At 42.3% G+C, this 19861-nt stretch carries 14 protein-coding genes; 6 read left to right on the top strand and 8 right to left on the bottom strand.

All coding sequences use genetic code 11. The annotated features are described in order from the left end of the window. Window positions 1-14: 14 nt before the first annotated feature. From CSQ79_RS06695 to CSQ79_RS06720, 6 genes are all read right to left on the bottom strand, one after another. Window positions 15-1028, bottom strand: a complete 1014-nt coding sequence (locus tag CSQ79_RS06695) for an aldo/keto reductase (RefSeq protein ID WP_099700412.1) — start codon at window positions 1026-1028, stop codon at window positions 15-17. Beyond that, window positions 1025-2101, bottom strand: coding sequence for a T3SS effector HopA1 family protein (locus CSQ79_RS06700; RefSeq protein WP_099700413.1), 1077 nt, complete (start codon window positions 2099-2101; stop codon window positions 1025-1027). The genes CSQ79_RS06695 and CSQ79_RS06700 overlap by 4 nt, the downstream gene beginning before the upstream one ends. A gap of 20 nt (window positions 2102-2121) precedes the next feature. After that, on the bottom strand, window positions 2122-3267 hold the full coding sequence (locus CSQ79_RS06705; RefSeq protein WP_099700677.1) for a phosphotransferase: 1146 nt from the start codon (window positions 3265-3267) through the stop codon (window positions 2122-2124). Window positions 3268-3342: 75 nt separating this feature from the next. Next, window positions 3343-3582: a hypothetical protein gene (locus CSQ79_RS06710; RefSeq protein WP_099700414.1), complete on the bottom strand. Its 240-nt coding sequence runs from the start codon at window positions 3580-3582 to the stop codon at window positions 3343-3345. A gap of 434 nt (window positions 3583-4016) precedes the next feature. Further along, complete coding sequence (locus CSQ79_RS06715; RefSeq protein WP_099700415.1) at window positions 4017-4259, bottom strand: hypothetical protein; 243 nt, start codon at window positions 4257-4259, stop codon at window positions 4017-4019. Between the two features lie 849 nt (window positions 4260-5108). Next, complete coding sequence (locus tag CSQ79_RS06720; protein ID WP_099700416.1) at window positions 5109-5339, bottom strand: hypothetical protein; 231 nt, start codon at window positions 5337-5339, stop codon at window positions 5109-5111. 495 nt (window positions 5340-5834) lie between these two features. On the opposite strand from CSQ79_RS06720, the gene CSQ79_RS06725 reads away from it, so the two are divergent. Next, window positions 5835-6428 carry a calcium-binding protein gene (locus CSQ79_RS06725; protein WP_099700417.1) on the top strand — a complete coding sequence of 198 codons (594 nt, stop codon included), beginning with the start codon at window positions 5835-5837 and terminating at the stop codon, window positions 6426-6428. A gap of 69 nt (window positions 6429-6497) precedes the next feature. Here CSQ79_RS06725 and CSQ79_RS06730 read toward each other — a convergent pair whose 3' ends face one another. Together CSQ79_RS06730 and hisD are read right to left on the bottom strand one after the other, a co-directional pair. Beyond that, complete coding sequence (locus CSQ79_RS06730) at window positions 6498-6923, bottom strand: universal stress protein (protein ID WP_099700678.1); 426 nt, start codon at window positions 6921-6923, stop codon at window positions 6498-6500. 29 nt (window positions 6924-6952) lie between these two features. Next, window positions 6953-8290 carry a histidinol dehydrogenase gene (gene hisD / locus CSQ79_RS06735; RefSeq protein WP_099700418.1) on the bottom strand — a complete coding sequence of 446 codons (1338 nt, stop codon included), beginning with the start codon at window positions 8288-8290 and terminating at the stop codon, window positions 6953-6955. A gap of 210 nt (window positions 8291-8500) precedes the next feature. Here hisD and rpsT point away from each other — a divergent pair, with 210 nt between their 5' ends. The 5 genes from rpsT (at window position 8501) to CSQ79_RS06760 (ending at window position 19739) form a co-directional block, all read left to right on the top strand. Further along, entirely contained in the window at window positions 8501-8806 is a 306-nt protein-coding gene (rpsT, locus tag CSQ79_RS06740; protein WP_099700419.1) for a 30S ribosomal protein S20, read from the top strand. A 58-nt stretch (window positions 8807-8864) separates the two neighbouring features. Then, window positions 8865-9647 carry a TatD family hydrolase gene (locus tag CSQ79_RS06745; protein ID WP_099700420.1) on the top strand — a complete coding sequence of 261 codons (783 nt, stop codon included), beginning with the start codon at window positions 8865-8867 and terminating at the stop codon, window positions 9645-9647. Window positions 9648-10343: 696 nt separating this feature from the next. Next, window positions 10344-13640 carry a DNA-directed RNA polymerase subunit beta gene (rpoB, locus tag CSQ79_RS06750; protein ID WP_099700421.1) on the top strand — a complete coding sequence of 1099 codons (3297 nt, stop codon included), beginning with the start codon at window positions 10344-10346 and terminating at the stop codon, window positions 13638-13640. Between the two features lie 92 nt (window positions 13641-13732). Continuing rightward, a complete protein-coding gene (locus CSQ79_RS06755) occupies window positions 13733-15607 on the top strand; it encodes a DNA-directed RNA polymerase subunit gamma (protein ID WP_099700422.1) in 1875 nt (624 codons plus the stop codon). Window positions 15608-15683: 76 nt separating this feature from the next. Continuing rightward, on the top strand, window positions 15684-19739 hold the full coding sequence (locus tag CSQ79_RS06760) for a DNA-directed RNA polymerase subunit beta' (RefSeq protein WP_099700423.1): 4056 nt from the start codon (window positions 15684-15686) through the stop codon (window positions 19737-19739). The last annotated feature ends 122 nt before the right edge of the window (window positions 19740-19861 follow it).

The raw sequence follows: 19861 nt of genomic DNA on the forward strand, positions 1-19861 counted from the left end.
CTTACCCAATAAATTTACAAAGCTGCTGCTAGTGGTTGATACCAGCGTTCAGCAGGAACATCTTGCACATTGACTCGTTGACGATGCAAATCTCCATATAGGGCGAGATAGTCGAGTTCTGCATCTGAAAGCTTACCTTGTTGCACACTGGCGATCGCCGCATCAACTTCTTCGCGCCGAGTTAACCCTGTCAAGCAAACATCAACACAGTTTTGACTCAGCGAATAGCGATACAAATCAGGAACTGTTGGTCGCCAGCATCCTTTCGGGAGATTGACAGGGGGATCTCCAAGAAAATTGTGCATTCCAGCCGACTTAAAAGTGACGATTCCTGAACGCTGCGAGTCTTGAGGATCTAGCTGGGCAAAAACCTCTTCTTGGGCGGTACGATGCGCGACATTATGCCGTACCATGACCACATCTAACAACGAATTATTTAACCATTGACGCGCTAGATGATGATCGTGGAAAGAAGCACCAATATAACGAACCGCACCCATTTTCTTGAGGCGCTCTGAGGTACTAAAGATTCTTTCCATCGTCCGCTGACATACAGTGTTGGGACCGCGAATGTCATTAGAAGCACTCAAGCAGTTTTGCAAATCACCCGCATTATCTGCACCAATCCAACCCCAGAAAAAGATATCAATATAATCAATCCCCAAATCGACAAACTGATCGTAAAGTGAAGAGAAAATAGCATCTGGGGTTTTCACAATGTAAGATACTGTTGCCAATACTACTTGCTCGCGCACTCTAGATTTGCGTCCGCACAGTTGACGTAGCGCCCCTGCCATCGAACTGTAAAGATAGTGGTGGAGATCGCTAGAGTAAAAAAAGAAATTGATTCCCTGGTCAAACGCATAAAGCGTATCTTCGCTCGAAATCTGTCCACCACCTCCTAATCCCAGACAACTGACACTTAAGTTTGTGCGACCAAGGGGGCGATAAAAAGGTAGATCAGAATGAGAATGCTTCCTGATAGGAATCGCTTCCTCTGTAGGTGAGGTGAGATCGGTAATCTTCATAACTGCAGCGGAATATAAATGTCTTCGGAATTCGCATTAAGATAAGAACGATTTAGATCAAGCTCTAACGAGGAAAACTGGTGCAAAATTGCTACCATCCGCTTTTGTGGAGACTCATCATTGTCTTCTCTTGCTTCTAGCAAGCCACTTGCAACAATTTGGCACCGATTCATGCCAAAACTTTCTTGTTCGGCAAATTTGAGATCGGGTTCTTCGGCGATCGCGAGTCCTGGTGCAAGAAACTTAGTAAACAGTGGCACTTGGGTGCGAAAATGTGCTTGATGTTCAGCATAGACCTGCTGTAACGCCTTTCGGATAGCTGCGTAGTGACTTTTGGCAAAATACAGCACTCCTGAGTCATAGCGCTTGTAGTACGCAGGATCGTAGAGAACCTTAAATAGAAAAGGTAGGGCAATTTTATTGAGTTGATGCGTCAAGCTACTCATGACAGCAACCGCACCTTCTGGGCTGAGATTGAAATAGATCCGTGTCAGTTGCTCTTCATCGCTAGGAGAACCTGCATCACCCACCGCCATGTAGAAACCGTTTTGTACTCGATTACGAGGTAAACGAATGGCAATTTCTTCACCAACTAAAGGCACAACTTCGGGTTGCAGATGGCGATCGCTGATCCACAAAGTTAATCCACCTTTGGCGACAACAAAGTTATCATCCTCTTGTCTGACTACCAACCAACCAGAATCAAAATAGCCTTCACCGTTGTTGCTATCGTGCAATCGCTCATAAAATGCGAGGTCTACACCAAGAAAAGTATTGTTTTCGTGGTGTTGTGGTGTTTTACTATCCTCTGTCGGTGCTAGTGCTGCTTGCAAAAAGCCATTGTAATAAATGCCATAGAGAAAATTTTGTAGCTGCAAATTGAGATATTTCACCTGCAGGCTATACGGTAATCGCTCAAACCTCTCTACTGCTTCAGTAGGAAGTTGTAAGGGTTTGTAGTTTGGGTGGCGAATACAAAAGTTAGATTCGATCTGAATATTGTTAACAATATCTTGTAAGGAAGTTTGTAATCGCTCGTCTACTAGTTGATGTAGCGAATCCAACAACAGCATAATGTGCCTACAATTAATAATTAAGCGGAACGAACAAGGCGAGTCAGTTCTAATTCTTCAATGCCAAAAATAGTCCGGATTGAGGCTTCAGGACGACACAGTAAAGACTTGGCTACCTGCAGTAAGCAAATTCCTGTATTACCAAAAGATTTCTGATACTGCAGCATCGATTGAATTGCTTTGATCAAATTCAAGCCAGTAAATTGCATCACGCGTGGGAGAAAGTCAGGGCGCAGTTCAAAAATTTCTGGAAAGCGCTCGCAGTAACTACGCATCAATGCAACAAGCGAAGGCTGTAAGTCTTCCAGGGGTGTCATCGCTAAACGCAAAGCTTCTTCGATGCCAATTGATTTACTCACAACCAAGCTTGTGAGCCATACTAAAAGATAACTTGCTATCAGCGACCCTAAATCAAATGCCGGATCGCCCCAGTCAGAACGTTCCCAATCAATCAGACGAATCTGAAGATGATTTTCCCAATCTAAAGGTAAAAGAATGTTATTGAGTTTAAGGTCATTGTGTGTTAAGCAGCAAGGTTTGTATGCATGACTGAGTTGGGCGATCGCTTGTCCTAAACTGTCATAGCGTTGGTAAAGTGCAAAGAACTTTAACCCATCATCAGGAACTTGACCAAAGATCTCTGGACCAATTTTGTCTAAGCCTTCAGTTAACTGCAGTTCTCGTTCCGTTTCGCTTGCTGTATCTTGAACAAAAAATTCTTGGTACTCTTGGCAATTTAGAGTTGCACCGTGAATTGTTGCTAACGCTGAGCCAATTGCACCTGCAATATCAGGTGCAAAGTTATTTTCTTGAGCGTAAAATTCAGCTAGGTCGCGATAATTCGTTAAATAGTTGATAACAATGAGAGAATTCTCTGCATCAAAATGAATTACCTCTGGCAACCATGCACTAATGTATCCTAATTCAGAAAATCTCTGAATAAACTCGTGAATTCGCCATTCTCGCAGAAACTCATTAGCCACTTCTTGTTGTCCAGTGAAAGGTTCCTGCTTGACTAAAAGTTTACGCCCTGCTGATAAGCTAACAAGTAAGTTGAAATTTTTCGCACTTTTTCGCTCAACTTTACTGTTTGCTTCTTCCTGAGTACACAGGTCTCTACTCACTAAATAGGCAAAAACATTTGCGTTACTTAAAATAAACTCCATATTTGCAGTTTCCAAAAAAATGTAGAAATACATACTGGAAATATGCTTAAAAACTCATCCTCAGGTTAAATACTATTAATATTTGATTTTTATCTTTATTTTCTTAACTTGCGTCACAACACTAAATGTTTGTAAGGAGATACCTATACTTTCAGTATAAACTGTCAATACAGATATATCTAAATCTCCTCCTTTCTTCTTACCACCTATAATAAATAGCGTTTCTTTTTCATTCAGTTCATCTAAATAACTTTCTTTGTCTTGAAATAGCTCGTTGCCTGCAGGTTGTAATTCAGAAATTTTTATGCAAGCCATTAGTTTTCTCCAATTTTTTAAGTCTTATCTAATCTCACATACTCTTTATAATTAGAGAGTGTATTTTATTAGTCAAGTTGTTTTAGTTCTTTTAAAAGACATAAGGACTATCTTTATGTCGTAAACTTAACATCAATTAACATTTTTCTAGATAAATCTAGATAGCTTTTTTATATTTTAAGAAGTAGCTTTCAATGCTTTTTATCCTACAGAACACTCTATTATTTATGATATACAAGAATTGTTAGTAGTACAAATGAGATATTTATGTCTTAAATTAGCAGCTTATTTAATTTAACTTCACTTTGAGTAGTAGTATTTTTATCAGATAAATAATAGGTCGAAGCTAATTTGGCTCCGACCCGTATAGAGTACTCGCAATAATTATAACTAGATGTAAAGCATCCGATATCGGTTAGTTTGGCATGTTTAGCCTACCTTCTATTTCTCTTACCAAAATAAATGTTACCTTTTACTTGAGACACTACAGAAACTGATTTGATTGAAATACCAACAGAAACAGTCACTTGACTAATATTGCTAATATTTAAATCGCTACCATTACCACCAGATATCATTAAAGATTCCTGATCATTTAACTCGTTGAGGAAGCTTTCAGTATCCTGAAATAGTTCAGCACCAGCAGGAGTTAATTCAAAAATTTTGATGCTAGCCATTTGATTTTCCTTGTGTTTAATAACTAGTTTTTTGTTGGTTCAGGCTTTTGTGTTGCCTGCTTTTAATCATTCAATACAAAACCTATTACGTCAATACTTTTGAGTTGATTGTCGAGACCCAAACTAAGCATTTATGTCTTACCAAAAAAACTAACATTATTTAATAAATAATAGCAGTTTAAATAGAAGCCTAGAGGTTTAAAATCATAGAGATAGTAGCAATCTCGGTTTTAAAAAAATATTGAAAATAGTAGTATAAAAAAAGCATTTTTCTTATTGTTTCTTTATGAAACAAGTTTGTGTTTTCTGTTTTTCAGACATTACTACACTATTTCTTTCCAAAAGATGAATCATCATATATTTTACTTATCTATCTTGATAATTAAATTTTAAACTATAAATTCTAAAGTTAATTTTATTCTACCGATCAGAGCCTTACGCAAGCTATATAATTAGCTACAAGGGTCAACTAGCAATTTATTGATGGAAATAAAGTTTTTGTTAGCGATAATGATTTTATATTTTTCTCTCAATAAAAAAGCTCTTGTGTAAATTGCATATATCATTCAACTAAGGTATAGCTATTCAAGTCGAGTGTAATCACCACAATCAGCAATAGTTTTATTGGTAATTTCACGAAGGTGCAAAAAATCTCTCCAGCAACGAATTAATTTACTAAGCATTTATACAGTAGGTTTACTAATATCATCTTTTGTTATGTTTAATAAATAATGGTCGTAGCTAAGATAGCTACGACCCCTATAGAGTAATCACAATAATTATGACTAGATGTAAAGCAGCCGATACCGGTTTGGCTAAAACATGACAAGCTAAATCAAAATATTCAGCTTATCTTCCTCTTCGATTATCAAACTTGACTTGAGACACAACAGAAAAAGTTTTAATTGAAATACCAACAGAAATAGTGACTTGACTAATATTGCTAATATTTACATTGCTACCGTCACCACCAGATATCATTAAAGATTCCTGGTCATTTAACTCATTAAGGAAGCTTTCAGTATCCTGAAATAGTTCAGTACCAGCAGGAGTTAATTCAAAAATTTTGATGCTAGCCATTTTGTTTTCCTGGTAATTAATAACTACTTGTTTGTTGAAATAGGCTTTTATGTTGCCTGCTTTTAAGCATTCAACATAAAAGTTGCTACGTCAATACTTTGAGAGCTGTTTATTGAGACGCAAAATAAGTATTTATGTCTCACAATTTAGGAAGCTAATAATGAGCCTCATATCAAGAAGGGATAAAAGTTTCATGAGTATGCAAGATAGATTATTTCAGGATTTACTTGAGCTGTCTGAAAAGAAGATTACAAATAAAGTTTTCAACCTTTTTATTTACTAGTTCAGTTTAAATATTGTTTGTTGGGTTTAGACATTACTATCGTATTTCTTTCCAATAAACTATGGAATAAGTTAATTAATATTATTTTAAGCTTGAATTTAAATAAACCTTTTTGGAATATATTTAAATTATGGATTAAAGTTTTGGATAAATTACATGTTTACTCTTTAGAGGATTAGTTCATAGAATTCGATTCAAGGTAGTAAATTATTATGGCAACAATTGTTGGTAGCAACGGCAGCGATATTCTCATAGGTACTGAATTTAATGACTTGATGTTGGGATTAGCTGGTGCAGATATCCTTATTGGTGATGCTGGTAACGACACAATCCGTGGTGGTGCGGGTGCAGATATTCTTTATGGTGATTTTGGTAAAGACTTATTGATTGGTGGAATAGGAAACGACATCTTGGCAGGAGGTTATGGTAGAGATACGCTAACTGGTGGGCCTGGTGCAGATCGCTTTGAATTTAGTGCTCCAAATGAAGGAATTGATGTCATTACTGACTTTGTTGTTGCTGATGATACGATAGTTGTCTCTCCACGCTATTTTGGGGGTGGGCTACAACCAGGCGCAGTTATCAGACCTCACCAGTTTCGTCGCGGTACAGCCGCTGGTGATGCGAGCGATCGCTTCATCTATGACAGAAATTCTGGAGCTTTATACTTTGATCGCGATGGTATAGGTCCCAGCAAGCAAGTCCAAATAGCAACACTGACCAATAAACCATTGCTTAGCCATGCAGACATTTTTGTCTCAAACCAATTTGGATTTATTGCTAATGAAGGCATTGTGCCAATGTAGAACAGGTTGAAGGAAATGGTTACGATTTATTACCTGACCTCTTAGCCACTACCTATTACCGAGTAAAGCCTACTGTGGCTTGACTACAAGCACCGAACAATGGGCACTCTCTACAACCTGACTACTCACCGATCCTTGAATAATTCGCTTAACACCTTGTAAACCGCGACTACCGATCGCAATCAAATCAGCATGGTAAATATTCGCAATCCGCACAATTTCTTCAGCCGGATCGCCACTAACAATTTCTACTTGACTTTCTCCTGGTAGCTGCTCTTGATAAGCTTCTATCTGTTTTTCAACGTTCCGATAAGGAACCTCTGCTGCATAGGCATGAGGTAAGTCAGCCACCATCTCTAGGTCAGATATTGGTGGCGGGATAACGTGACAAAGGATGAATTGGCTATCAGGTTGCAGTTGTAGTTCTTGTACAGTTTGAATTACATATTCTGAGAGGTCTGAACCATCAAGAGCTACCACAATTGTTTTTAACACAGGCTGATCTCCTTTGTGCTGCACTGAGGTTAAGATGGCTTATCCCCGTCTTCCATTCCCCATGTATCACCTTTAGGCTGCATTCTCAACCGTACTGATGCAGCATGAGAGGGTAATCCTTCAGCTTTGGCAAGAACTTCAATTGCACCGGCAACTTTTTGAAGGGCGATTGGAGAATACTGAATCAGGCTTGAGTGTTTTAGAAAAGTTTCTACACCCAAAGCAGACGCATAGCGAGCGGCTCCCGAAGTTGGTAGCGTATGGTTAGGTCCTGCTAAATAATCTCCCACAGCTTCCGGTGTTGAGGAACCTAAGAAAATTGCCCCTGCATGACGAATTTTCTCTACCAATTCCCAAGGTTCTGCGACCTCTAGCTCTAAGTGTTCTGGCGCAAACTCATTTGAGAGTTCAGCTGCTTGCTCTAGTGAATCTACAATCACAATTAAACCATAATGCGCGATCGCTTTTTCAGTTAAAGTTCGGCGGGGATGATTTTCTAATTGCTGCTCAACTTCAGCTTGTACTTTCTTTGCTAACTCCGCATCTGTTGTCAGCAAAATAGCTGCAGCCATAGGATCGTGCTCAGCTTGAGCTAACAAGTCAGCTGCTACATAAGTCGCATTAGCTGTTTCATCAGCAATCACCAAAACTTCTGAAGGACCTGCTAGCGAGTCAATACCTACAGTTCCATACACTAGTTTTTTTGCCAAGGTGACATATATATTACCTGGACCTGTAATGACATTAACTTTAGGAATTGTTTCTGTGCCGTATGCTAACGCAGCGATCGCCTGCGCTCCTCCTACACGATAAATTTCTTCTATACCAGCTTCTTGTGCGGCAACTAGCACTGCTGGGTGAATTGATTTTTCCCCCCCTGGTGGTGTTACCATGACTCGCCGTGGTACTCCAGCTACTTTAGCAGGCACCGCGTTCATTAACACAGTGCTTGGATATGCAGCTCTGCCACCAGGTACGTATAACCCTGCTCTGTCTACAGGCGTGTAGCGTTTGCCCAAGACAATTTCATCTTCACCAAAGTGAACCCACGATTTGGGCACTCGTTGACGGTGAAATGCTTCAATTTGACGACAAGCGAGCCTGATGGCGTCAAGCAGCTCTTTTGACACCTGCTGATAAGCCGCGTCTAGTTCTGAACCGCTAACACGTAACTCTTCTTGTTTCAGGTTTTGGTGGTCAAATTCTGCTGTATAGTGCAGTAAGGCTCGATCGCCTTGGCGCTTCACCGCTTGAAGCACCTCCCGCACCGTCGCTTCTTTATGAACCACTTGGTCATCGTGGGTGCGATCGCAGATGCGTTGTAGCTCTGCTCGTACCTCGGCTTGCTGAGTAATAATTCGCAGCATGAAGTTCGGACTTGTGGCTTTCTAAGAATTACCAAACCGAGCACAGGTTCTTTATATTGCTTTGCCCTAAAAGAGTGCAAAGTTGAGCCATACTCGTTTCTCTAGCTTAACCTGGATTTTCCGGATAATCGCAATATTGCTAAATTGAATGCTATATTAGTACATCTAGGATTTTGTCTTTATAATTTTATCGTTTTCCTGGGTTTAACTGTGGCGAATACAAAATCTGCTATCAAGCGTATCAAAATTGCAGAACGGAACCGACTGCGTAACAAAGCTTACAAATCGGCAGTCAAAACTTTAATGAAAAAATACTTGACTGCTGTAGATACTTATGCTGCTGATCCTACACCAGAAGCAAAGCAAGAAGTCCTTTCGCGGATGGCAGCAGCATACAGCAAAATTGACAAAGCTGTAAAACGCGGTGTCCTACACCCAAACAATGGAGCTAGAAAAAAATCACGTCTAGTCAAGCGACTCAAACAGCACGAGCAAGCAGAAGCAACCGGCAACTAAATCGTTAGGGATTATTAGGAAGTATGAATTTTCTTCTCTAACATCTAGCATCGTTAAAATGCAACTCATAGATTCCCACGTTCATCTCAACTTTGATGTGTTTGAACCGGACTTGCCAGCCGTACGATCGCGCTGGCAAGAAGCTGGCGTTGTTCGCTTGGTACACTCCTGCGTAGAACCAGCAGAATTTGCTAGTATTCAGTTACTAGCAACAAAAATCCCTGAACTGAGTTTTGCAGTCGGCTTACATCCGCTAGATGCAGACAAATGGTTAGCAAACACTGCTGAACAAATCGTTTCATTTGCTCGCTCAGACAATAAAGTAGTGGCAATAGGAGAGATTGGGCTGGATTTCTACAAAGCAGAGAACCAAACAAAGCAAAAAAATGTATTTGTTGCACAACTTAAGATCGCACGCGAACTTGACTTACCAGTGATTATCCATTGCCGAGACGCGGCTAACATCATGCGCGATGTCATTCATGATTTTCAGCAGCAGCACGGTCAAGTCAAAGGAGTCATGCATTGTTGGACAGGAAATGCAGAAGAAACAGAGTGGTTTCTTGATTTGGGGTTTTATGTAAGTTTCAGCGGTATAGTGACATTCAAAAATGCCAAGCAAATTCAAGAGTCGGCAAAAATGGTTTGGAGCGATCGCCTGTTAATTGAGACTGACTGCCCATTTTTATCTCCGGTTCCCAAAAGAAGTCAAAAACGCAATGAGCCTGCTTTTGTACGCTATGTAGCCGAAACACTAGCCACTCTCCGCGATGTGACTACAGAGGATATTGCCGCACTAACCACAACTAATGCATGCAAGCTCTTCGGGCTTTCAGTATAAAACTCAAGTTGAAGTCTGAACTTAGCATATCTCAGTTGTAGTTGGCGAAAGCTGTCAGAAAAACGCCATAATAATTAATGAAGCCAATATGAATTTATTTTTCAGGCAGTTGCAAATTTTTTACACTTCTCACTTAACTACCTTGGCGATCGCGAATCAAATACGAAATAAGTTAACCAAAGCAACAGACAATCTGCTACTAATGCTCTGAACCTTCAAGAGGCGAGGTCAAGTCATTATGCAAAATCAACCTCATCTACACATTAACCAATTTCTGGATTGAAAAACTATTTTTTGCTGTGGACAAAGAACCACGTCTTAATGAAAGGAGTGTCATGCGAGTAAAAGCAAAAAATGTACGCAAAACTTGATTTCTACAAATAAGCAGCAACTGTCAGGCTTAAAATATTTAAGCCTATTTATATTATCAGTGACCAGTCACTAAATGGAGATCTCAGTTGTCACAGCGATACCCACATCAGCTATTAGTCAGCAAGTTCCCTCAACTACCGTGAAGCACTGCTACCAGGCTTAAGCTTTAGACCTTTGTGTTTATTGTACAAACAAAGCAACCAAAAAGGCACAATTTCTTCTACCGCGCTTGTCCCTTAACTGTCAAATCTCACCATCAGTATATTGGCAGCGTTACCAACACTCGGCAAGTTTAACTATACAAAGTACGTACGTATAAGAAGCATGACAAACGAAACTTATATCGAACCCGCCTTCCTATTACCCGATCTAATTGAAATTCAGCGCTCCAGCTTCCGGTGGTTTTTAGAAGACGGTCTGATTGAAGAACTCAACAGTTTCTCTCCCATTACAGATTACACAGGCAAATTAGAGCTACACTTTGTTGGTCAAAACTACAAACTCAAAAGACCTAAATATGATGTAGACGAGGCAAAGCGTCGTGACAGCACCTATGCAGTACAAATGTACGTGCCTACACGATTGATCAACAAAGAAACTGGTGAAATTAAAGAGCAAGAAGTCTTTATCGGCGATCTACCTCTAATGACTGATCGCGGGACTTTCATTATCAACGGTGCAGAGCGAGTCATTGTTAATCAAATTGTTCGTTCGCCAGGAGTTTACTATAAGTCTGAAGTTGATAAAAACGGTCGTAGAACTTACTCAGCTAGCCTAATTCCTAACCGAGGAGCATGGCTTAAATTTGAAACTGATCGTAATGACTTGGTATGGGTACGCATTGACAAAACCCGCAAGCTATCTGCCCAAGTACTACTCAAGGCTCTAGGTCTATCTGATAATGAAATTTTTGATGCACTACGCCACCCAGAGTATTTTCAAAAGACAATCGAAAAAGAAGGGCAGTTCTCTGAAGAAGAAGCCTTAATGGAGTTGTACCGCAAGCTACGTCCTGGCGAACCGCCCACAGTGCTTGGCGGTCAGCAGCTGTTAGACTCGCGCTTCTTTGATCCCAAACGATATGACCTGGGGCGTGTAGGACGCTACAAACTCAACAAGAAACTTCGCTTGAGTATCCCTGAAACCACACGAGTCTTAACTTCTAACGATATCTTGGCAGCAGTTGACTATCTGATTAACTTAGAGTTTGATATCGGCAATACTGATGACATCGACCACTTAGGTAATCGCCGAGTACGCAGCGTTGGTGAATTGCTACAAAATCAGGTACGCGTTGGTTTAAATCGCTTAGAGCGGATTATTCGAGAGCGGATGACAGTATCCGATGCTGAAGCTTTAACTCCAGCATCCTTAGTAAACCCCAAACCATTAGTCGCAGCAATCAAAGAATTCTTTGGTTCTAGCCAATTGAGTCAGTTTATGGATCAGACAAATCCATTAGCAGAACTGACACACAAACGCCGCTTGAGTGCTTTAGGTCCTGGAGGATTAACCCGCGAACGTGCAGGCTTTGCTGTGCGAGATATTCATCCTTCACACTATGGGCGAATCTGCCCGATTGAAACACCAGAAGGACCAAACGCAGGTTTGATTGGTTCTTTGGCAACTCATGCTCGTGTTAATCAATATGGCTTTCTAGAAACGCCATTTCGAGCAGTAGAAAACGGGCGTGTCTTGTTTGACAAAGCTCCAGCTTACATGACAGCAGACGAAGAAGACGATTTGCGCGTCGCACCTGGAGATACTCCAATTGATGACAATGGTTATATCCTTGGTTCACAAGTCCCAGTGCGCTATCGTCAAGACTGGACAACAACAACACCAGAACAAGTAGACTACGTTGCAGTATCACCTGTACAAATCGTGTCAGTAGCAACAAGTATGATCCCTTTCCTAGAGCACGACGATGCTAACCGCGCGCTCATGGGATCAAACATGCAACGACAAGCAGTACCTTTGCTGAAACCAGAACGTCCTTTAGTAGGAACAGGGTTAGAAGCACAAGCGGCACGGGACTCTGGAATGGTCATTGTCAGCCGCACGGACGGTGAAATTTCGTATGTAGATGCTAATCGCATTCGCGTCCGTCCTGATGGCAGTAGTTCAGAAATTGAGTATCAAATCTCTAAGTATCAACGTTCTAACCAAGATACGTGTTTAAATCAAAGACCATTAGTGCAAAAAGGCGATCGCGTCGTTGCTGGTCAAGTTATTGCCGATGGTTCAGCCACCGAAGGTGGTGAGTTGGCACTTGGTCAAAATATCATGATCGCCTATATGCCGTGGGAAGGTTATAACTATGAAGACGCGATCTTAATCTCAGAACGACTCGTTCAAGAAGATATTTACACTTCAATTCACATTGAAAAGTATGAAATTGAAGCAAGACAAACAAAACTTGGACCTGAAGAAATTACCAGAGAAATTCCTAATGTCGGAGAAGACGCGCTACGACAGTTAGATGAACAAGGAATCATCCGCATGGGTGCCTGGGTAGAAGCAGGAGATATCCTTGTTGGTAAAGTGACTCCTAAAGGAGAGTCAGATCAACCTCCTGAAGAAAAGTTACTGCGCGCCATCTTCGGAGAAAAAGCGCGTGATGTCCGAGATAACTCTTTAAGAGTACCGAACGGCGAAAAGGGCCGCGTCGTTGATGTGCGTGTATTTACCCGCGAACAAGGTGATGAACTGCCACCAGGAGCAAACATGGTGGTACGCGTCTATGTAGCACAAAAACGCAAGATTCAAGTCGGCGACAAAATGGCAGGACGTCACGGTAACAAAGGTATTATTTCTCGGATTCTGCCGGTAGAAGATATGCCGTACTTGGAAGATGGAACACCTGTAGATATTGTGCTTAATCCTCTGGGAGTTCCTTCACGCATGAACGTCGGTCAAGTTTTCGAGTGCTTACTCGGTTGGGCAGGACACAACTTAGGTATGCGGTACAAGGTAACGCCATTTGACGAAATGTATGGCGAAGAGTCATCACGAACTGTCGTTCATGGCAAACTAAGTGAGGCGGGCGGCAGTGGTCAAGATTGGCTATTCGACCCAGAGACACCTGGCAAAATCAAGGTATTTGATGGTCGGACTGGAGAAGCCTTTGACCGCCCGATTACCGTAGGGATCGCTTACATACTCAAACTCGTACACCTTGTAGATGACAAGATCCACGCGCGTTCTACAGGACCATACTCCTTAGTCACGCAGCAGCCTTTAGGTGGTAAAGCCCAACAAGGTGGTCAACGCTTTGGAGAAATGGAAGTGTGGGCATTAGAAGCCTTCGGTGCAGCATATACTTTACAGGAATTGCTCACCGTTAAATCCGATGATATGCAAGGACGCAATGAGGCACTAAATTCGATTGTGAAAGGTAAAGCCATTCCTAGACCTGGTACACCCGAGTCATTCAAAGTATTGATGCGAGAACTTCAATCACTCGGGTTAGATATTGCCGTACACAAAGTCGAAACTCAAGCAGACGGAAGTACTGCTGATGCTGAAGTCGATTTGATGGCAGATACTGGTAATCGCCGTACTCCTTCACGCCCCACCTATGAATCCTTAACTCGCGAGGCACTCGAAGACGACGCTTAATTAAATGCTAGGGGTTGGAGGTGAACACCTCGCTCCCCCTACTATCTATTGCATCCTGATCCTATTCCCTTCCATTTTTCTATTCTTTATATATGAGACACGCGCAAACAACGCAGTTTGACTATGTCAAGATTGGCTTAGCTTCACCAGAACGAATTCGCCAGTGGGGAGAACGTACCCTCCCTAATGGTCAAGTGGTTGGAGAAGTTACAAAACCGGAGACAATTAACTACCGCACACTCAAACCAGAGATGGATGGGCTATTCTGCGAGCGCATCTTTGGTCCTGCGAAAGATTGGGAATGCCACTGTGGTAAATATAAGCGAGTACGGCATCGCGGTATTGTCTGCGAACGCTGTGGTGTAGAAGTCACAGAATCCCGCGTACGTCGCCATCGGATGGGATATATCAAACTTGCTGCACCTGTTGCGCATGTTTGGTATCTCAAAGGTATACCAAGCTATATCTCAATTTTGCTTGATATGCCGCTACGCGATGTTGAACAAATAGTTTACTTCAATGCTTATGTTGTTTTGTCTCCTGGTAATGCTGAGACTCTAACCTACAAGCAACTCTTAACTGAAGATCAGTGGTTGGAAATTGAAGATCAAATCTACAGTGAGGATTCTCAACTTACTGGCGTAGAAGTTGGTATCGGTGCTGAAGCTTTAGCACGGTTGCTATCTGATATCAATTTAGAGACTGAAGCAGAAAAGCTGCGCGAAGAAATAGCCAACGCTAAAGGGCAAAAACGTGCCAAGTTGATTAAACGACTGCGAGTCATTGATAACTTTGTTGCTACCGGCTCTAAACCAGAGTGGATGGTGATGATGGTTATCCCTGTGATTCCGCCAGACTTGCGCCCGATGGTACAGCTTGATGGTGGTCGTTTTGCAACTTCTGACTTAAACGATCTTTACCGTCGGGTGATTAACCGCAACAACCGCTTAGCAAGATTACAGGAAATTTTAGCTCCTGAAATTATTGTCCGCAATGAAAAACGGATGCTGCAAGAAGCGGTAGACGCATTAATTGATAATGGACGTCGCGGTCGAACTGTAGTAGGCGCAAATAACCGACCACTGAAATCCTTGTCTGACATTATTGAAGGAAAACAAGGACGTTTTCGGCAAAACTTACTAGGGAAAAGAGTAGACTACTCAGGGCGATCGGTCATTGTTGTTGGACCAAAACTTCACATCCACCAATGTGGTTTGCCTAGAGAAATGGCAATTGAGTTGTTTCAGCCCTTTGTCATTCATAGATTGATTCGTTCAGGGTTAGTTAACAATATCAAAGCAGCCAAAAAACTGATTTCCCGAGGCGATCCTAGTGTGTGGGATGTCCTTGAAGAAGTCATTGAAGGTCATCCAGTCCTACTCAACCGCGCTCCTACATTACACCGCTTAGGAATTCAAGCTTTTGAACCGATTCTGGTAGAAGGGCGCGCAATTCAACTCCATCCTCTCGTATGCCCAGCTTTTAACGCTGACTTTGACGGCGATCAAATGGCAGTTCATGTGCCATTGTCTTTAGAATCGCAAGCAGAAGCAAGACTACTGATGCTAGCTTCAAACAATATCTTGTCACCTGCAACAGGTAGACCAATTATTACTCCTAGTCAGGACATGGTTTTGGGCTGCTATTACCTCACAGCAGACAATCCCCATAGCCAAAAAGGTGCTGGACGCTTCTTTGCTTCACTTGATGATGCCATTATGGCTTACGAACAAGAACAAGTTGCGCTTCATGCAAAGGTGTGGGTAAGGTTTGATGGTGAAGTTGAATCAGCAAAGCCAGATACCGAACCTGTCAAGGTAGAAAAAGGCGATGATGGCACTGTAACAAAGCATTATCGCGAACGACGTACCCGTGAAGATGCTAATGGAAACTTGATTTCTCAGTTTATACAAACAACTCCAGGTCGCGTAATTTATAACAAAGTAATTCAGGAAGCCTTGCAGTAAAGCTGTCAGCAATTAGCCGTGAGTGTTTAGTACTGCTCGCTAATTGCTGCTAATCGCTAATAGGAATAGTAGAGAAATGGCAGAAGAAAAGGGAATGATTTTTCGCAATCGGATAGTAGATAAAGGACAGCTTAAGAATTTAATCGCATGGGCTTTCACGAATTATGGAACTGCCCGAACAGCAGCGATCGCCGACCGTTTGAAAGACTTGGGATTTCGCTATGCTACAAAAGCGGGTGTTTCCATTAGTGTTGATGACTTAATGGTTCCTCCTAGCAAGCGTGCTTTATTAGAGGCAGCTGAAGCAGAAATTCGAGCGACTGAAGAACGCTACACGCGAGGCGAAATTACTGAAGTAGAACGCTTCCAGAAAGTCATTGATACCTGGAATAGTACCAGTGAAGCTCTTAAAGATGAAGTTGTCGATCACTTCCGCGCAACCAATCCGTTGAACTCAGTATATATGATGGCATTCTCTGGAGCTAGGGGTAATATTTCTCAAGTGCGCCAGTTGGTGGGAATGCGTGGTTTGATGGCTGATCCCCAAGGTGAGATCATTGACTTACCAATTAAAACAAATTTCCGCGAAGGATTGACAGTTACTGAGTATATTATTTCTTCCTACGGAGCCAGAAAAGGGTTAGTTGATACCGCACTGAGAACAGCTGATTCAGGTTACTTAACACGTCGTTTAGTAGACGTTTCGCAAGATGTGATTATTCGGGAAATTGATTGCGGAACAACAAGAGGGATCTCACTGCGATCAATGATGGAAGGCGATCGCGTAGTTATTCCTCTTAGCTCGCGACTATTGGGCAGAATTGCAGCAATAGATATTGTGCATCCCCAAACAAAAGAAGTCTTGTTCGAGAAAAATCAGCCGATTTCTGACGAAGTAGCCAAGCACATCGAGAAAGCTGGTGTCGAAGAAGTTATTGTGCGATCGCCCTTAACGTGTGAAGCCGCTCGCTCGGTATGTCAACACTGTTACGGTTGGAGTTTAGCGCATGGCAAAATGGTTGATCTTGGCGAGGCTGTGGGAATTATTGCAGCTCAAAGTATCGGTGAACCAGGAACTCAGCTGACAATGCGAACTTTCCATACTGGAGGTGTATTTACTGGTGAAGTTGCTCGACAAGTTCGCAGTGACGTCGAAGGTACGTTACGAATCCCCAGCCGCTTACGGACTCGACCCTTCCGCACTCGTCACGGGGAAGATGCATTGATTGTTGAAGCGAATGGTACCCTAACAGTTGAAGCAAGGTCTGGCGAGAAAGTCACCGTTCCTGTAACCCAAGGTTCTACTCTGTACATTACTGACGGTCAAACGGTAAAAGTTGGAGAACTTCTTGCAGAAGTTGCAATTGGCGGTCGTAACACTAGAGCACATACAGAAAAAGCAACAAAAGATGTTGCCTCAGACTTAGCAGGCGAAGTTAAGTTTGCTGATGTTGTCCCAGAAGAAAAAACAGACCGTCAAGGTAATACGACAACCACTGCAGCAAGAGGTGGTTTGATTTGGATTTTATCTGGAGAAGTGTACAATTTACCCCCAGGAGCAGAACCGTCGGTTGTTAATGGTCAAAAGATTGAAGCAAATAGCGTTCTTGCTGAGACACGACTTAACACTGTCTATGGCGGTACTGTACGGATACCGTCAGGAAGTGTAAACAACGGCAAAGGTGGGCGAGAAATAGAAATCATTACTGCTTCGGTCGTACTAGATACTGCTAGAGTACGAGCAGAACACAGTCAAGGTCGCGATCAATATTTGGTTGAAACAAACAATAACCAAATGTTCTCGCTACTCGCTACCCCTGGAACAAAAGTACAAAATAACCAAGTTGTAGCTGAGTTGATTTCTGATGAATATCGCACTACGACTGGCGGTTTAATTAAGTATTCTGGGATAGAGCTGGCAAAGAAAGGTAAAGCTAAGCAGGGCTACGAAATTGTCCAAGGTGGAACGATTTTGTGGATTCCAGAAGAAACCCACGAGGTTAATAAAGATATCTCGCTACTGATGGTAGAAGATGCTCAGTATGTTGAAGCTGGAACTGAAGTAGTTAAAGATATCTTCTGCCAAAACAATGGTGTAGTGGAAGTTACTCAGAAAAATGACATTCTGCGCGAGCTAGTGATCAAGCCTGGTGAGTTGCTGATGGTAGACGATCCTGAAGCAGTTATGAATCGCGATGGTACATTTGGTCAACCAGGTGAGGAAATTCTGCCAGGACATACCCTCTCAGATTTACGCTATATCGAGTACGTCGAATCGCCAGAAGGACCTGCTTTGCTGCTGCGTCCAGTGACTGAATTCGCAGTACCAGATGAACCCTCAGTTCCCAGTACACAATCGAGCGCAGGAGCGGGTCGTTCAATTACTCTTAGAGCAGTGCAACGCGTTCCGTACAAAGATTCAGAGCGCGTTCGTTCTGTCGAGGGAGTAGAGTTATTACGTACTCAGTTGGTGCTAGAAATTGAGCAAATGCAGTCACCTGAACACACAGGCTCACCAATGCTCGCTGACATTGAGTTAGTTCCAGATGAGGACGATTCAAACGTTCAGCGCTTGCAGTTAGTGATTCTTGAATCATTAGTGATTCGTCGTGACATTGCTGCTGATGCAACCCAAGGGAGTACTCAAACAAGGCTTCTTGTCGAAGACGGACAAACTATTGAAGCCGGTGCTGTTGTGGCTCGCACAGAAATCCAGGGCAAAGAAGCAGGGGAAATTCGCGGTATTCGTGAGGGGGCAGAGGCAATTCGCCGGATCTTAGTAGTCAGAACGACAGATCAATTCACCGTTACAACTAAAGAGAAACCTCACGTCAAAACAGGTGACTTACTAATTGCTGGTCGTGAAATCGCTCCAGGAGTTGTGATTGAGGAATCCGGTCAAGTCCTGGAAATTAGATCTCAAACCGCAAGGCAAGAAGACGCAGCAAACACAGCTCTAGCTAGTAACAATTATGAAATTGTTCTACGAATTGCTCGTCCTTATCGCGTTTCACCAGGAGCTGTCTTACAAGTTGAAGATGGCGGTTTAGTTCAACGCGGTGACAACTTAGTATTACTTGTGTTCGAGCGAGCCAAGACTGGAGATATTATTCAAGGTTTACCGCGAATTGAAGAACTGTTGGAAGCTCGTAAACCTAAGGAAGCTTGTGTTCTTGCTCGTAGACCAGGAACTGTTGAAGTTGGCAGGTTAGAAGATGAAGCAGTTGCAATTAGAGTTGTTGAAGACTCTGGCGCAGTCATTGAATATCCTATTGGACCTGGTCAGAATGCCGTAGTACCAGATGGAGCAACAGTAGAAGTTGGAATGCCGCTGACAGAAGGACCTGCCAATCCTCACGAAATCTTGGAAATTTTCTTTGAGTATGGTACGCAAAATGGTGCTTATGCTGATGCTTTAGAAGCATTGCAGCAAGTACAAACTTTCTTGGTGAATGAAGTCCAAACAGTGTACCAATCTCAAGGAATTGATATTGCTGACAAGCACATTGAAGTTATTGTGCGGCAAATGACTTCTAAGGTACGTGTTGATGATGGTGGCGACACCACAATGCTACCTGGTGAATTGGTCGAGCTGCGGCAAATTGAGCAGGTCAACGAAGCAATGAGTATTACTGGAGGTGCTAGAGCGCAGTATACACCAATGCTACTCGGTATCACTAAGGCATCACTCAATACAGATAGCTTTATTTCAGCAGCTTCTTTCCAAGAAACTACAAGAGTCCTAACCGAAGCCGCAATTGAAGGTAAATCAGACTGGCTACGCGGCTTGAAAGAAAACGTCATTATTGGGCGCTTGATTCCTGCTGGAACTGGCTTTAATGCCTATGAGGAACTTGCAAGTCCGATGAGCGAAGATCTCTCGCTTGACTCGGGAAGTGTCTTTGATGATGGAGAAGATTCACTCGATGTCGTACTCGATGACCGTACAGCTCGCGCTTACAATTTAGACGGTGGTTTAGGAGATAATTTTAGCTTTGATCGTAATTCCTTCATTCAAGATGATGAAGACTTGATGATCAGTGATGAGGTCGAGGACTTTGCAGTTGATGAAGATGAAGATGATGATTACGACGAAGATGAAGATGAAGACGGTGATGATGACGAGCTCTAACTTGTTGAGCTAATCTTGAGCTGAAATAGGAAAGAGAAAGACCCTCTATGCCACTTTGGTTTAGAGGGTTTACTTTAACAGGTGGGATATGTGCAAAATTTAGCAACTGAGGATAGATATAG

This window comes from Gloeocapsopsis sp. IPPAS B-1203 (assembly GCF_002749975.1).
GTDB lineage: Bacteria > Cyanobacteriota > Cyanobacteriia > Cyanobacteriales > Chroococcidiopsidaceae > Gloeocapsopsis.